We start from the raw sequence: 14659 nt of genomic DNA, 5'->3' as shown, positions 1-14659 counted from the left end.
TATCAAAATGTACATTTGAAAAATTTTTAGTTTTCACTTAAATAAAGTACATTTTACAGTAGATGAACAGCTTTAAAAATTTCCAGTGTTCACTTAAATAAAGTACATAATTGAGTATAATTCGCTTAAAAAATTTTTTTGGTTACATAATTTTATGCTAGTAGTTATCTATTCCTAAATCTCCCCTTTAACATCTTTCCGAAAAACTATAATTTTCTTGAAAAATATATCTAACTATGCTATACTACTAGTATAGAAAGATTTGGAGAAAAACATGAAACGCGAGATCTTATTAGAACGTATTGATAAACTCAAACAAGTCATGCCCTGGTATGTTCTAGAATACTATCAATCGAAACTGGCTGTTCCATACAGTTTTACGACCTTGTACGAATACTTAAAGGAATACGATCGATTTTTCACCTGGGTCTTAGAATCTGGAATATCAGATGCTGACACTATGGCCAATATCCCTTTAGAGGTTCTGGAACACATGACCAAGAAAGACATGGAATCCTTTATCCTTTACTTGCGTGAACGTCCTCTGCTCAATGCCAATACGACAAAAAACGGGGTTTCTCAAACAACCATTAATCGTACACTTTCTGCACTTTCTAGTCTTTATAAGTATTTGACTGAGGAAGTTGAAAACGAACAAGGTGAACCTTATTTCTATCGCAATGTCATGAAGAAGGTTGCTACCAAGAAAAAGAAAGAAACCTTGGCTGCGCGAGCTGAAAATATCAAGCAAAAGCTCTTTTTAGGTGATGAAACAGAGGGATTTTTGAATTATATAGATGAGGAATACCCTAAAACTCTCTCAAATCGAGCCTTATCGTCCTTTAACAAGAATAAGGAGCGAGATTTAGCTATCATTGCACTACTTCTCGCTTCTGGTGTTCGTCTCTCCGAAGCAGTTAACCTAGATCTTCGAGATCTCAATCTTAAGATGATGGTCATCGATGTTACTCGTAAGGGCGGAAAACGTGACTCGGTTAATGTGGCTGCCTTTGCTAAGCCTTATTTAGAAAAATATCTCGCTATTCGAGACAAACGTTATAAGACAAAGAAGACCGATATAGCCCTATTCTTAACCTTGTATCGAGGCGTTCCAAACCGGATTGATGCTTCTAGTGTTGAAAAGATGGTGGCCAAGTATTCAGAAGACTTTAAAGTTCGTGTAACCCCCCATAAACTTCGTCATACTCTTGCAACTCGTCTTTATGATGCAACCAAATCCCAAGTTTTGGTTAGTCATCAACTTGGACATGCAAGCACCCAAGTAACGGACCTATATACGCATATCGTTAATGATGAGCAAAAAAATGCTTTAGATAGCCTATAGAATACATAACATAAATTATGTAAATTATTATCGTAAAAAAGAAGCTGGATTGAACCAACTTCTTTTTTCTTTATTCAACTACAGCCTCAGCAATTTCTTCAGCAGTAATTCCTGCGAAATAACGACCTAGGTTAATGGTTTGAAGGGCTTTGAGGACATCTTCACGTTCGTATTTGACACCACGAAGGACATCTTCTACTGCTGCAACGTCCTCAATACCGAAGAAGTCACCGTAAATCTTAATATCTTGAATTTTTGACTCAATAACATTAGCAAAGATTTCAACCTTACCGCTTGGGAATTTAGTTCCTCGACGGACGTTATACTCTGGTGATTTACCATAGTTCCAGTCCCAAGTTCCAAACTTAGTTTCTTTGATGCGATTGATTTCAGCTAATTCTTCATCTGAGAATACATACTCAGTCATCTCAGGGTATTCTTTTTTCATGTATTCCAAGAGTAAATCACGGAATTCTTCAACAGTGATCTTTTCTGGCAATTCATCGATAATATTAGTTACTCGAGCACGGACTGATTTAACCCCTTTTGATTCAAACTTATCTTTAGACACTTTAAGTGCGTTAGCTAGGACAGACAAATCCACGTCAAAGAGAAGACAACCATGGTGCATGATACGGCCATTGATATAGGCTTGTGCATTTCCACAGAATTTCTTGCCGTCTATTTCTAAGTCGTTACGGCCTGTAAATTCAGCTTTAACACCAAGTTCAGCCAAAGTATTGATAACTGGAGTAGAGAAGCTCTTGAAGTCAAAGGCCTTGTTTTCATCTTCTTTTGAAATGATGGTATAGTTAAGGTTGTTCAAATCATGGTAAACAGCTCCACCACCACTGATTCGACGGACTACTTCAATTCCATTTTCACGAACATAGTCACGGTTAATTTCTTCGATGGTATTTTGGTGACGACCTACAATGATAGATGGTTTGTTGATCCAAAGAAGGAAGATTTGATCTTCATCAAGAAGATGCTTAAAAGCGTACTCCTCTAAAGCAATATTAAAGGCAGTGTCGTTTGAATGATTGATAATGTATTTCATAAGATACCTTCTAATACGATAGAGACTGGAAAATAATTCCAGTCTAGTCTATCTATTTTTATTTTTTCTTAGGTGAATGGATGGCCATTCCAAGAACATCAGCAAATGCTTCGTACATAACTTCAGAGTATGTTGGGTGACCGTGGATTGTCTTAAGCATTTCTTCTACAGTGATTTCCATTTCGATGATGCTTGACGCTTCATTGATCAACTCTGCAGCAGCAGGACCAATGATATGAACACCAAGGATTTCACCATATTTCTTATCTGCAATGACTTTAACAAATCCTTGAGCCGCATCTGATGCAATGGCACGTCCGTTTGCGGCAAAGTTGAATTTACCAATTTGGACATCATATTTCTCACGAGCTTGTTCTTCTGTCAAACCAACTGCTGCTACTTCTGGAAGTGTGTAAATAGCTGCAGGAGTCAAGTTCAATTTAGCAACATGGTGATTTCCTTTAAGGGCATTTTCAGCCGCTACTTCACCCATACGGAAGGCAGCGTGGGCCAACATCTTAGTACCGTTGATATCACCTGGTGCATAGATACCTGGAACAGAAGTTTCCATGTATTCATTAACCTTGATACGACCACGGTCTAACTCAAACTCAACTTCTCCGATTCCTTCAAGATCTGGAACACGACCGATTGAAAGAAGGGCTTTATTTGCGATGATATCATCTTTTCCTTCAACCTTGATACGAAGTTTGCCATCTTCTTCAATGATTTCTTGCAGTTTAGTACCTGTCAAGATAGTCATACCTTTGCGTTCAAGAATCAAGCGAAGGTTCTTAGATACTTCAGCATCCATTGCTGGAACAATACGGTCCATCATTTCGATAACAGTAACTTTTGAACCGAAGGTCATGAAGGCTTGACCGAGTTCGATACCGACAACCCCACCACCGATGATAACGAGGCTTTCTGGAACTTCGTTCATTTCAAGGATGTCATCACTAGTCATCACAAGAGATGATTCCATACCAGGAACATTGATTTTGCTTACTTTTGAACCACCAGCAAGGATGATCTTCTTAGTTTCAAGCAATTCAGAACCATTTACCAAGACATTCTTATCTTTAGTAATAGTACCGATACCTTTATGAACATCAACTCCATAGCTTCGAAGAAGTCCTGCAACACCACCTACAAGGGTATTGACAACTTTAGATTTTGTTTCTAAAAGTTTGTCCATATCAACTGTGAAATTAGGATTTTCAATTACGATACCACGATTTGCTGCATGACCGATATTCTCGATAATTTCAGCGTTGTGAAGGTAAGTTTTAGTTGGGATACATCCGCGGTTCAAACATGTTCCACCAAGTTCAGATTTCTCAACAAGAGCAACCTTACCACCTAATTGAGCTGCTTTAATAGCAGATACATAACCAGCAGGTCCACCACCAATAACAACGATATCATAAGCATCATCACTCTTACCGTCATCGTTTGAAGCACTTGCTGCAGGTGCTGGGCTAGCTTCTGGTGCAGCTGCTCCAGCTGTTGGGATATTTTCCCCTTCTTCACCAAGATAACCGATAACTTCAGTAACAGGAACAGTCTCGCCGTCCCCTTTCAGGATAGCGATCAAGTAACCGTCTTCTTCTGCTTCCAATTCCATGCTGACTTTGTCAGTCATGATTTCCAAAAGGATTTCTCCTTCTTTTACAAATTCTCCGACTTTTTTATTCCATTGGACGATTTGTCCTTCTGTCATATCCACGCCGGCTTTTGGCATAATTACTTCTAAGGCCATATCTTACTTCCTTTATCTATATTTCTAAAAATAAATTCTCTAAACCAACATTGAGATTGGGTTTTCAATTAAAGCTTTCAAGTCTTTCATAAACTTAGCACCAGCCATACCATCTACGACACGGTGGTCAATTGTTAAACCAAGACTCATAATTGGACGAATCACGATTTCACCATTTACTACAACAGGTTTCTCAATTGTTGAGCTAACCCCAAGGATTGCTGAGTTCGGTTGGTTAATGATTGGACCGAATGATTGAACGCCAAACATTCCCAAGTTACTAATGGTGAAGGTTGAATTTTGCAACTCGCTAGGAGCTAGTTTACCATCCAAAGTACGTCCGATAACATCTTTAAAGGCAACTACCAACTCAGACAAACTCAATTTTTCAGCATTATAAACAACTGGCGTCATCAAACCATTATCCATTCCAACTGCCATCGCAAGGTTGACATAGTTGTGAGTGATAATTGTCTTACCATCTTCAGTTAATGACGCATTGATGTATGGGTGTTTCATAAGAGTCTTAACAACCGCAAGTGAAAGCAAGTCTGTAACAGTTATTTTCTTACCAGTTGCTTCCATGATTGGATCAAGGACTTTCTTACGAAGGGCAAGCATTTCAGACATATCGACATCATAGTTAAGCGTGAAGGTTGGTGCAGTCAAGTATGACTCAACCATACGTTGAGCAATAACCTTACGCATTGGTGTCATTGGAATACGCTCGATTTCCCCATAAGGAGTTACGTTATCTGGAACTTCTTCCACTTTCTCGATTTGAGCAGGTGATTTAATCGTATCGTTTTCAATATTTTCCGGAAGGAAAGCTAAAACATCCTTCTTCATAATCTTGCCACGATGACCAGTTCCTTGGATTTCTTGCCAAGCAATATTATGCTCTAGTGCAATTCGTTTTGCGAGTGGTGAAATGCGAACCACATTAGTGTCTTTAAATGTTTCCACGTCTTCTTTGTGGACACGACCGTTTGCGCCTGAGCCAGAAATATCGTAGAGATTAATTCCTAAATCATCTGCTAATTTTCTAGCCGCAGGAGTCGCTCTTAGCTTATCATCAGCCATGACCTCTCCTATTCTATACTAAGATATTAAGGACGAAGAGGACAATGAAAAAATAGGAGATTGACGATGTGTTCGATGAACACAAGGAAATCTATCTTTTTTTCACAGACCTCCGTCCGAATTCAATTACATGATGCAAAGGGCGTTTAAAAGCGACCGAAAAATAGGAAATCAACGCAGACTTCGATGAAGTCAAGGAGATTTATCTTTTTTCCGAGCTTTTAGCCCGTGCTCTAATCTAAGATACTAAGGACGTAGAGAACTTTGCATCTATAAATACAAAGCTTCTCGTCTGATTAATTTGTTTACATAATTTATATTATGTGTTATTGTTTGCTGTAAGTTTTACGGATGGCATCTTTGATGCTTTCAACTGTTGGAATCATTGCATTTTCAAGATTTTGTGCATAAGGCATTGGTACATCCTCACCTGCACAACGGCGAATAGGTGCATCTAAATAATCGAATGCTTCTGATTCTGAGATAATAGCTGAAATTTCACCGATAAAACCACTTGTCTTGTGGGCATCGTTGACAAGAACTACTTTTCCAGTCTTCTTAACTGAGTTAATGATGAGGTCTTTATCAAGTGGAACCAAAGTACGTGGGTCTACTACTTCTACTGAGATGCCTTCTTCAGCCAATTCTTCAGCTGCTTGCATGACACGACGAAGCATTTTACCGTATGTTACTACAGTTACATCAGTTCCTTCACGTTTGATTTCTCCGACACCAAGTGGGATAGTATAGTCTGGATCAACAGGAACTTCACCTTTTTGGTTAAATTCTGATTTGTATTCAAGAATGATAACAGGGTTGTTGTCACGGATAGAAGACTTAAGAAGTCCCTTCATATCAGCTGGTGTACCTGGAGCTACAACCTTCAATCCTGGGATATGAGTAAACCAAGATTCCAAGGATTGTGAGTGTTGTGCTGCAGAACCTACTCCGTTACCAGCGGCACAGCGGATTGTAATAGGCACTTGACCTTTACCACCAAACATGTAACGAGTTTTAGCTGCTTGGTTGACGATATTATCCATGGCAATAACAGAAAAGTCCATGAAAGTCATGTCAACGATTGGGCGAAGTCCAGTCATAGCAGCACCAGCAGCTGCTCCAGAAATAGCTGCTTCGGAAATCGGACAGTCACGAACACGTTCTGGTCCAAATTCTTCTAGCATACCTACAGATGTACCAAAGTCTCCACCAAAGACACCGACATCTTCACCCATCAAGAGTACATTTTCGTCGCGACGCATTTCCTCAGACATTGCAAGGATAATGGTATCGCGGAAAGACATTAATTTTGTTTCCATATTTCTCTACTTCTCCTTAGTCTGCGTAAATATCTTCAAAAGCTGATTCTAGTGGAGGGAATGGACTTTCTTCTGCAAACTTAACAGATGCTTCCACTGCTTCCTTAACTTGCGCTTGAATTTCTTCAAGTTCTTCTGCACTTGCAATCTTGTTCTCAACAAGGTACTTGCGAAGATTTTCGATTGGATCTTTTTCTTTCCACTCATCGACTTCTTCACGTGTACGATATTTACCAGGGTCTGATGATGAGTGACCAAGCCAACGATAGGTTACACTTTCGATCAAGACAGGACCTTTACCAGAACGAACATGGTCAACTGCTTTTTTAAATCCTTCGTAGACATCGATAACATTGTTACCGTCTTCGATAAACATTCCAGGAATACCGTAAGCAGCACTACGCTCATGGATATGCTTGACATTAGTCATTTTCTTAATATCGGCAGAGATTCCATAACCGTTATTGATACAGTAGAAAATTACCGGAAGATTCCAAATTGAAGCCATATTAACAGCTTCGTGGAATACACCTTCATTAGTCGCTCCATCACCAAAGAAGCAGACAACGATTTTACCAGTGTTTTTCATTTGTTGAGTAAGGGCAGCCCCTACTGCGATTCCCATACCACCACCAACAATACCGTTGGCACCAAGGTTACCTGCATCAAGGTCGGCGATGTGCATAGATCCACCTTTACCTTTACAAGTTCCAGTATACTTACCAAGGATTTCAGCCATCATACCATTAAGGTCGATTCCCTTAGCAATGGCTTGTCCGTGACCACGGTGGTTCGATGTTATGAGGTCGTCTTCGTTTAGAGCTAACATAGCCCCAACGTTTGCAGCTTCCTCACCAACAGAAAAGTGCGTCATACCTGGCACTTTACCTTTTTTTACTAATTGAGCAATTTTTAAATCCATACGACGAATTTCTTCCATCTTACGGAACATCTCAAGCAAAAGATTTTTATCTAAAGTTGACATAATCTTGCCTTTCTAAGTTTAATTTCTTATAGTTCTATTCTAACTGATAGGTTAACTAGAGTCAAAGATTATGCTTGATAATTTTTCACAATGTAAAAAAAGAAAAGCCAATGAAATCAAGACTTTTCTTTACATAAAATAACTATTTCACAAACAGTTTTTCAGTTTTTTTCATCAAATTATTTGATTGTTTTCATAATAACTTGTAAACGCCACTGATAAAGTATACCACTAATCACCAGACTAACAATTAAACCAATCCAATAAGAATAGGCACCTAATCCTGTCCAGTGATCTAAGACTAATCCCAGTGGAATGGCTACACCCCAGTATCCGAGAAGTCCAAGATAGAAGGGAACAACTGTATCCTTGTAGCCACGTAAAATTCCTTGTAGAGGTGCTGCGAAGGTATCAGCTAACTGGAAGAACAAACTATAGGTCATAAAAGAAGCTGTCAATTGAATGAAATCGGGATCTTGACCATAGAGACTAGCAACATCTTCACGATAAATATAAAGGAAACTTAGTGTCAAAATCGCGAAAATCATAGCTGTTAAACGTCCAATAAGTATGTATTGCTTAGCATCGTTTAAGCGTCTAGCCCCTACTTCGTAGGAAACAACAATAGCCATGGCTGTTGAGATGCTCATAGGAAAGGCATACATGAGATTTGAGAAGTTCATGGCAGACTGATGGCTTGCGATGATGAGTGATGAAAACTTTGCCATTATCAATCCGACTACTGAAAAAATGGCTACTTCCGCAAAGACGGTTCCTCCAATTGGTAACCCGAGACGAATTGCTTCTTTGATTTTTTCTATTCGCAAGGGCATTGGTATTTCTAGATGATATTCCTTAAGCTTTTTATGCTTTAACAAGACAAGGATAGAAATCAATAACAAAACCCAGTAGGCAAGTGAGGTACCAAGACCTGCACCTGCACCTCCAAGTTCAGGTACTCCAAATGCTCCATAAATCAATACATAGTTGAAAGCACTATTAAAAGGAAGCAAGAGAAGCATGAGATACATAGATAATTTTGTTAATCCGAGTGTGTCAAGTAGAGAACGTATCACACTGAAAAGTAAAAGCGGGATAATACCAATAGCTAGTAGCCATAAATAACGGGTTGCTACACTTGCTACAGCTGTCTCTAATCCCATATATCCCAAAATAACTGGTACTAAAAAGAAGACTAGTACAAAAAGAATAAGGGATAAGGCTAAAGATAGATAAATAAATTGATAAAAATCTGAAGCAACCTCTTTCTTCTGTCCTTGGCCCAAATGGTGTCCGATAATAGGTACTAAGGCTGATACAATCCCTGTCAGAAAGGTGAAAAAAGGATTCCATAAGCTTGTAGCTATGGAAACTCCTGCCAGATCCAGTGTATTATACTGACCCGTCATTGTTGTATCAACAAAGGAGGCCGAATAATTAGCAAATTGGTAAATCAATATCGGAAAGAATATTTTTAAAAATAAGATAATTTTATCTTTGAGATGTTGAGTTGAGTACATACCTTCTCTTTCTACTACTTTTCATCCAAGCCAAAAAGCTTTAAGCCGTATTTTTTCAAGCTTAATGGTGGATTACTAGCTTTTGATGTCGTGTGCCAACAATTACAAGTGTCGCAAAAATAGCTCCTAACCAAGCCTCCATTATCATAGTCTACGGCGTGGTCGGCTTTTTCCTTGGTTTCATATTGAAGTTTAGTACGGTTGGCAGCAGGACAAAACACACCGTGACAAGCCTTTCGTTTTCTATCTCTAAGTTTACGAAAATAATTCATCCTCAAGCTCCTACTCTGCTTGATAAACGATTTGGCCCTTACAGATGGTGTATTTGACCTGCCCTTTTAACTCTTCACCGATAAATGGTGAGTTAGACGCTTTAGAAGCAAAATGTGATCCTACGATACGGTTTTCCTTATCATCAAAAATGGTAATGTCTGCAGGTCCATTTTCAGACAAATAACCTGCTTCAAAGTTATACAGTTTAGCTGGATTAACCGTCATTTTTTCAAGCAATTCCATCAAGGTCAAATGACCAGCTTCAACCAAGTAGGTTAAACCAAGTGACAAAGAAGTTTCTAAACCTGTCATACCTGATGGAGCTTTGGTAATATCTTCGACATTCTTTTCATCAGCATGGTGAGGCGCGTGGTCAGTCGCAATCACGGAAATGACTCCTGATTTCAGACCTTCGATAACAGCACGGCGATCAGACTCAAGGCGAAGAGGTGGATTCATCTTAGCGTTACTTCCTTTAGTCAAAAGAAGAGCTTCAGTCTTAGAAAAATGTTGCGGTGCTACTTCTGCTGTTACGTTTGCTCCCAAATCTTGAGCGAACTCCACAACCTTAACACTTTCTTCTTTAGATAAATGCTGAATATGGACATGAGCTTTTGTTGCATAGGCAATCATAACGTCACGTGCAATCATAGCATACTCAGCTACTCCTGTTGCTCCACAGATATGGAAGTGTTCTTTAGCGATATTTTCGTTAAAACCAAGCGTACCATTCAGTCCAGGATCTTCTTCGTGCAGACTGATAAAGGTGTTTAACTTTTTAGCCTCTTCCATGGCTTCCTTGACAACTTTACTGCTTTCAAGTGGAATTCCGTCATCAGAAAAACCAACAGCACCAGCTTCTAAAAGCGACTTAAAGTCTGTCAAATCTTGGCCATTAAAGTTCTTGGTAATCGTTGCTACAGACTTAACATTAATTTTTTCCTTTGCCGCAGATTGAAGAACTTCCTGCAAAGTCTCAACATCTGAGATGGTTGGATTGGTATTAGCCATCATGACAACTGTCGTAAAACCACCAGCTGCTGCTGCTAGTGCACCTGTATGAATATCTTCTTTATGAGTTTGACCAGGTTCACGGAAATGAACATGGATATCCACCAAACCGGGTGCAACTACAAGACCAGTTGCATCAATGACCTCTGCATCTTTTTCACTAATTTGTGGTGCAATTTTGACAATTTTACCGTCTTCAACCAAGACATCACACACTTGATCCAAACCAGACTTAGGATCCATTACTCGACCATTTTTAATTAGTAACATCTGCTTTCTCCTTTATTCGTAGAAATCCACTTGAGTATCTAATAACTTATCACCATCATAAACAAACTTTGCCGAAAAGAATGGTTTATCTTCTAAAAGCCACTCTACGAAGGTGTGGTCTCCTTCCCAGGTTGGTTTGCTTAAAACCTCATCATAAGGAACCCATTCTAAAGTCCCTTCATTACAGTCAATTAAATCACCCTCAAACTCCGTAACCTTAAACACATAGGTGTACCAGTCTAAATCTGGTGTAAATTCAGGAAAGGTGATTACACCTTTAAGAACTGGTTTAGCTTTCAATCCTGTTTCTTCTAAAATCTCGCGGGCAGCACATTCTTGTGGAGTTTCTCCACGCTCTAACTTTCCACCTACACCGATCCATTTTCCTTCATGGACATCATTAGGCTTTTTATTGCGATGAAGCATGAGCAATTCTTTTCCATTATCAATGTAGCAAATCGTCGCTAACTGGGGCATATTCTCTCCTTATCTAAGCCAATCAATCGGCTCTTGTCCTGTCTCTGTTAAGAATGTATTGGCCTTAGAAAAAGGCTTGGAACCCCAAAATCCTCTGTAAACGGAAAGAGGACTCGGGTGAGTTGATTCAATAATCAGATGCTTAGGATTGGTCACCAATGACTTTTTCTTACGTGCATAAGCACCCCAGAGGACAAAAACCACTGGTCTATCAAGATTATTGACAACCTTAATTACAGCATCTGTAAAAGGCTCCCATATTTGACCAGCATGACCGTTGGCCTGTCCTGCCGGAACTGTAAGACAGGCATTTAACAAAAGAACCCCTTGCTCCGCCCAAGCTGTCAAATCATGTGAAGTTTTGAGACCAATATCATCAGCAAGTTCCTTTAGAATATTTTGCAAAGAAGGAGGTGCTGGAATAGAATCTGGAACAGAAAAACTCAATCCCTGCGCCTGACCTGGTCCATGATAAGGATCTTGACCAAGGATAACCACCTTAACCTCTTCCAGAGGAGTTGTTATAAGAGCCTGAAAAACCTTTTCTTTAGGAGGATATACAGTTCCTTGAGTATAAACCCGCTCCATAAAGTGATTGATTTTCCCAAAATAACCTTCAGGTAATTGCTCTTTGATCAAAGCATGCCAAGATGAGTGTTCCATAGCCAACTCCTTCGTTAATACTGCCTCTATTATAGCAAAAAGTGGCTATCTAAACCACTTTTAAAAGTATCTATTGAGATTTGAGAAGTTTTATAGAGAATTTATACTAAAGAGCCTTTATTCAACACCTTTTCTCGTATTAGAAAGGATAAATTCTTTGTCGATTTCATCAATAATCAATTCTGTTCGAGTATTAAGTTTTTCATCAAATCTTTTATTCAATTCCTTTACAACGCTTATCTTAAACTCATCACTTGATTTTGGTTTATAGTAATCAAATCCTCCAGAAGCCGCGCTACAGCAACTCCCCCAATCTGAAAGATAGCCTATTATTTCAAAAACACTATCATTGTATTTTTCAAATTTTTTAGTTGCAGAACTTTTTAGATAGCCTGAAATACAATTTACAAAAGAGTAGTAATACTTAGAGTCACGAAATGAATTGTATTCTGCACTATGAAAACTTGGATCAAGAATCCGTGCTGATCGCACATCTTCCATGGTGGGTTTTCTGCTCATTTTAATATCAGTCTGCAGATAAGCATAATAGGTTTCCTTATCAAAGAAAGCTCCATCTACCGCTATCAAAGCACCATACATACCATCTTCATACTGAAACACCATCACAGCACCGCTCCTATATTTGCTTTCTACAGGAACAGGCGGAGCAATTCTCTTTTTGGGATTTTCTTTTTTTACACTAATTTTTTCTAAAAACTTTTCTAGATTTTCACTTCTTTGTTCTAAAAATTCACTATCTGCACCCAATTCTTGGGCAAGTTCTAAATCCTCTTTGTTGATAATGATCTCTTTGATTTCAAGCAAGAATTCATCATCTAATTGCCCAACTTCCCATAAACAATGTGCTAAGGCGAACAAGACATCATACATATCGTCATCGTATAAATCCGACGCCAAGTCATTTTTAATTGTATTTGCATCTTCTCCTTGATTGTATCTCTCGAAGAATTCTTCTTTAATATCTAAGGAGGTATCATTTCCAAAAATCGTTGCATCCCATGTTCCCATAATTTTATGCTCCTTTTATTTAATTTTATTTTAGAATCTTTAAAGTTTCCCCAAACAATTCAGCAAATCTTTATAAGAATGAACCTCGTGTGTTGGATGCAGTTGTGTCTTATTTTCCAGATGATGAGGATTGTACCAGATGGTATCGATGCCAGCATTATTTCCACCTTGAATATCAGCTGACAAAGAATCACCAATCATAAGGGCATGGTTTTTATCAAAGTTAGGGATACAAGCTCCAATTTTTTTATAGAATTCAGCATCTGGTTTTTGGGTATGGAGCTGTTCTGATATAAAAATTTCCGTGAAATATGGTGCGATTCCAGATTGTTCTAGACGACCTGTTTGAATATAGGTGATTCCATTTGTCGCAGCATAGAGCTCATAGCCCTGACTTATCAATTTTCTTAATAAATCTTCGACACCTGGGAAAGTTTGTCCCTGTTTTGATAGGAAAAACTGGTAGCGCTCTGCTAAGTAGGAACCATCTTTTTCAATGCCAAAGTGAGCAAACAGTTTTGCAAAACGTGTATTGATCAATTCTGATTTTGTAATCTTTTTCTGTTCCAAATCCTTCCAAAGTGATTTGTTCATAGGTACATAATAATCTTTGTAAGCTTGGATATCCTCTACTCCTTCTTCTTCTAAGAGTTGAGTCAGAGCTATATCCTCGGCAGCATCAAAATCGAGTAGTGTGTGATCGAGGTCGAAGATTAGAAATTTGTATTTCAATCTATAAAATCCTTTCTGTATTTGGAAGATAAAGAAATTGAACTCCTAAACCTTAGAGCTAACTAGCCAAAAAGCTAGGACAAAGCATAAGAATCTCTTTAATCTTTCCTACTTGAAAAGCTCCTTTAACAGAAAAGGAGCTATCTTTTATTTTATTGGTGTACAGCTTGGGCTGCTGTGATAAGAGTAAGTTTGAAGACGTCGTCTGAATTACATCCACGTGAAAGGTCATTAACTGGTTTGTTCAAACCTTGCAATACTGGACCAACCGCTGCAAAGCCACCGAGACGTTCTGCCATCTTGTAACCAATATTCCCTGCTTCAATACCTGGGAAGATAAAGACGTTTGCTTGTCCAGCAACCTTACTTCCTGGTGCTTTAAGAGCAGCTGTTTCTGGAACGAAGGCAGCATCGAATTGCAATTCCCCATCAATTTCAAGGTCAGGACGAAGATCATGAGCAATCTTAGTTGCTTCAACAACTTTATCTACGCTTTCACCAAAACCAGAACCTTTAGTTGAATAGCTTAGCATTGCAATTTTTGGTTCGATACCAAACATCTTAGCTGTGATAGCAGAGTTAATCGCAATTTCTGCCAAAGCTTCAGCATCAGGATTGATATTGATGGCACAGTCACCAAATAGGTAACGCTCAGTGCCACGAACCATAAGGAAGGCACCTGAAGTACGACTAACATTTGGACGTGTTTTAATGATTTGAAGGGCTGGACGAACAGTTGCCGCAGTAGAGTGAATAGCTCCCGAAACCATTCCATCTACCAAGCCCATGTATACCAACATAACACCAAAATAGTTCACGTCTTTAACCAAGATTTCGCGAGCTTCTTCTTCAGTCATTTTTCCTTTACGACGTTCTACAAGTGATGCTACCATGTCTTCAAATTGAGGATAATGTGTAGGATCGATCACTTCATAACCATCCATGATTCCTTCGATTTCAAGATAGATTTTAATTTTATCAGGATTTCCAAGTAGGACAGGAATAACTTCTGTTTCTTTTACGATGCGTTTTGTTGCTTGAAGAATACGTGGTTCTTCACCTTCAGGCAAAACAATACGTGCATTTTTACCAACTAGGTTGGCTTTTAAACTTTCAAAAACTTCCATGAG

General features: G+C 38.8%; 14 protein-coding genes. 1 reads left to right on the top strand and 13 read right to left on the bottom strand.

All coding sequences use genetic code 11. The features are described 5' to 3' along the window. Nucleotides 1–274: 274 nt before the first annotated feature. Complete coding sequence (gene xerS, locus HMPREF2987_RS08470) at nucleotides 275–1345, top strand: tyrosine recombinase XerS (protein WP_075230159.1); 1071 nt, start codon at nucleotides 275–277, stop codon at nucleotides 1343–1345. Nucleotides 1346–1415: 70 nt separating this feature from the next. On the opposite strand, the gene HMPREF2987_RS08465 is transcribed toward xerS, so the two are convergent. From HMPREF2987_RS08465 to pta, 13 genes are all read right to left on the bottom strand, one after another. Next, nucleotides 1416–2405 carry a lipoate--protein ligase gene (locus HMPREF2987_RS08465; RefSeq protein WP_006145561.1) on the bottom strand — a complete coding sequence of 330 codons (990 nt, stop codon included), beginning with the start codon at nucleotides 2403–2405 and terminating at the stop codon, nucleotides 1416–1418. Between the two features lie 58 nt (nucleotides 2406–2463). Next, complete coding sequence (lpdA, locus tag HMPREF2987_RS08460) at nucleotides 2464–4167, bottom strand: dihydrolipoyl dehydrogenase (RefSeq protein WP_075230158.1); 1704 nt, start codon at nucleotides 4165–4167, stop codon at nucleotides 2464–2466. A 39-nt stretch (nucleotides 4168–4206) separates the two neighbouring features. Then, nucleotides 4207–5250, bottom strand: coding sequence for a dihydrolipoamide acetyltransferase (locus HMPREF2987_RS08455; protein WP_075230157.1), 1044 nt, complete (start codon nucleotides 5248–5250; stop codon nucleotides 4207–4209). 326 nt (nucleotides 5251–5576) lie between these two features. Then, complete coding sequence (locus HMPREF2987_RS08450; protein WP_075230156.1) at nucleotides 5577–6569, bottom strand: alpha-ketoacid dehydrogenase subunit beta; 993 nt, start codon at nucleotides 6567–6569, stop codon at nucleotides 5577–5579. Nucleotides 6570–6585: 16 nt separating this feature from the next. Further along, complete coding sequence (locus HMPREF2987_RS08445) at nucleotides 6586–7554, bottom strand: thiamine pyrophosphate-dependent dehydrogenase E1 component subunit alpha (RefSeq protein WP_036757432.1); 969 nt, start codon at nucleotides 7552–7554, stop codon at nucleotides 6586–6588. Between the two features lie 179 nt (nucleotides 7555–7733). Further along, the gene (locus tag HMPREF2987_RS08440; RefSeq protein ID WP_075230155.1) at nucleotides 7734–9074 is read right to left on the bottom strand and encodes an MATE family efflux transporter; all 1341 of its coding nucleotides are present in this window, start codon (nucleotides 9072–9074) and stop codon (nucleotides 7734–7736) included. 14 nt (nucleotides 9075–9088) lie between these two features. After that, a complete protein-coding gene (locus HMPREF2987_RS08435) occupies nucleotides 9089–9346 on the bottom strand; it encodes a hypothetical protein (RefSeq protein WP_075230154.1) in 258 nt (85 codons plus the stop codon). 10 nt (nucleotides 9347–9356) lie between these two features. After that, complete coding sequence (locus HMPREF2987_RS08430; RefSeq protein WP_075230153.1) at nucleotides 9357–10628, bottom strand: dihydroorotase; 1272 nt, start codon at nucleotides 10626–10628, stop codon at nucleotides 9357–9359. A gap of 12 nt (nucleotides 10629–10640) precedes the next feature. After that, nucleotides 10641–11105: an NUDIX hydrolase gene (locus HMPREF2987_RS08425; RefSeq protein WP_001135768.1), complete on the bottom strand. Its 465-nt coding sequence runs from the start codon at nucleotides 11103–11105 to the stop codon at nucleotides 10641–10643. Between the two features lie 9 nt (nucleotides 11106–11114). After that, the gene (locus HMPREF2987_RS08420) at nucleotides 11115–11768 is read right to left on the bottom strand and encodes a uracil-DNA glycosylase (protein WP_075230152.1); all 654 of its coding nucleotides are present in this window, start codon (nucleotides 11766–11768) and stop codon (nucleotides 11115–11117) included. Nucleotides 11769–11885: 117 nt separating this feature from the next. Continuing rightward, nucleotides 11886–12797 (bottom strand): hypothetical protein, encoded by a 912-nt coding sequence (locus HMPREF2987_RS11325; protein ID WP_075230151.1) that lies wholly within the window; start codon nucleotides 12795–12797, stop codon nucleotides 11886–11888. 39 nt (nucleotides 12798–12836) lie between these two features. Continuing rightward, nucleotides 12837–13529 (bottom strand): pyrimidine 5'-nucleotidase PynA, encoded by a 693-nt coding sequence (locus tag HMPREF2987_RS08410; protein ID WP_075230150.1) that lies wholly within the window; start codon nucleotides 13527–13529, stop codon nucleotides 12837–12839. Nucleotides 13530–13681: 152 nt separating this feature from the next. After that, on the bottom strand, nucleotides 13682–14656 hold the full coding sequence (gene pta, locus HMPREF2987_RS08405) for a phosphate acetyltransferase (RefSeq protein ID WP_075230149.1): 975 nt from the start codon (nucleotides 14654–14656) through the stop codon (nucleotides 13682–13684). Between the last annotated feature and the right edge of the window lie 3 nt (nucleotides 14657–14659).

Origin of the sequence: Streptococcus sp. HMSC067H01 (assembly GCF_001814775.1) — a bacterium.
Lineage (GTDB): Bacteria > Bacillota > Bacilli > Lactobacillales > Streptococcaceae > Streptococcus.
Note: the sequence above shows the minus strand (reverse complement) of the source record. Positions and strands in the feature narration are given on the sequence as shown.

Coding starts and splice junctions, on each gene's coding strand:
- xerS (WP_075230159.1), top strand. CDS start 275: ATGAAACGCGAGATCTTATTAGAACGTATTGATAAACTCAAACAAGTC.
- HMPREF2987_RS08465 (WP_006145561.1), bottom strand. CDS start 2,405: ATGAAATACATTATCAATCATTCAAACGACACTGCCTTTAATATTGCT.
- lpdA (WP_075230158.1), bottom strand. CDS start 4,167: ATGGCCTTAGAAGTAATTATGCCAAAAGCCGGCGTGGATATGACAGAA.
- HMPREF2987_RS08455 (WP_075230157.1), bottom strand. CDS start 5,250: ATGGCTGATGATAAGCTAAGAGCGACTCCTGCGGCTAGAAAATTAGCA.
- HMPREF2987_RS08450 (WP_075230156.1), bottom strand. CDS start 6,569: ATGGAAACAAAATTAATGTCTTTCCGCGATACCATTATCCTTGCAATG.
- HMPREF2987_RS08445 (WP_036757432.1), bottom strand. CDS start 7,554: ATGTCAACTTTAGATAAAAATCTTTTGCTTGAGATGTTCCGTAAGATG.
- HMPREF2987_RS08440 (WP_075230155.1), bottom strand. CDS start 9,074: ATGTACTCAACTCAACATCTCAAAGATAAAATTATCTTATTTTTAAAA.
- HMPREF2987_RS08435 (WP_075230154.1), bottom strand. CDS start 9,346: ATGAATTATTTTCGTAAACTTAGAGATAGAAAACGAAAGGCTTGTCAC.
- HMPREF2987_RS08430 (WP_075230153.1), bottom strand. CDS start 10,628: ATGTTACTAATTAAAAATGGTCGAGTAATGGATCCTAAGTCTGGTTTG.
- HMPREF2987_RS08425 (WP_001135768.1), bottom strand. CDS start 11,105: ATGCCCCAGTTAGCGACGATTTGCTACATTGATAATGGAAAAGAATTG.
- HMPREF2987_RS08420 (WP_075230152.1), bottom strand. CDS start 11,768: ATGGAACACTCATCTTGGCATGCTTTGATCAAAGAGCAATTACCTGAA.
- HMPREF2987_RS11325 (WP_075230151.1), bottom strand. CDS start 12,797: ATGGGAACATGGGATGCAACGATTTTTGGAAATGATACCTCCTTAGAT.
- pta (WP_075230149.1), bottom strand. CDS start 14,656: ATGGAAGTTTTTGAAAGTTTAAAAGCCAACCTAGTTGGTAAAAATGCA.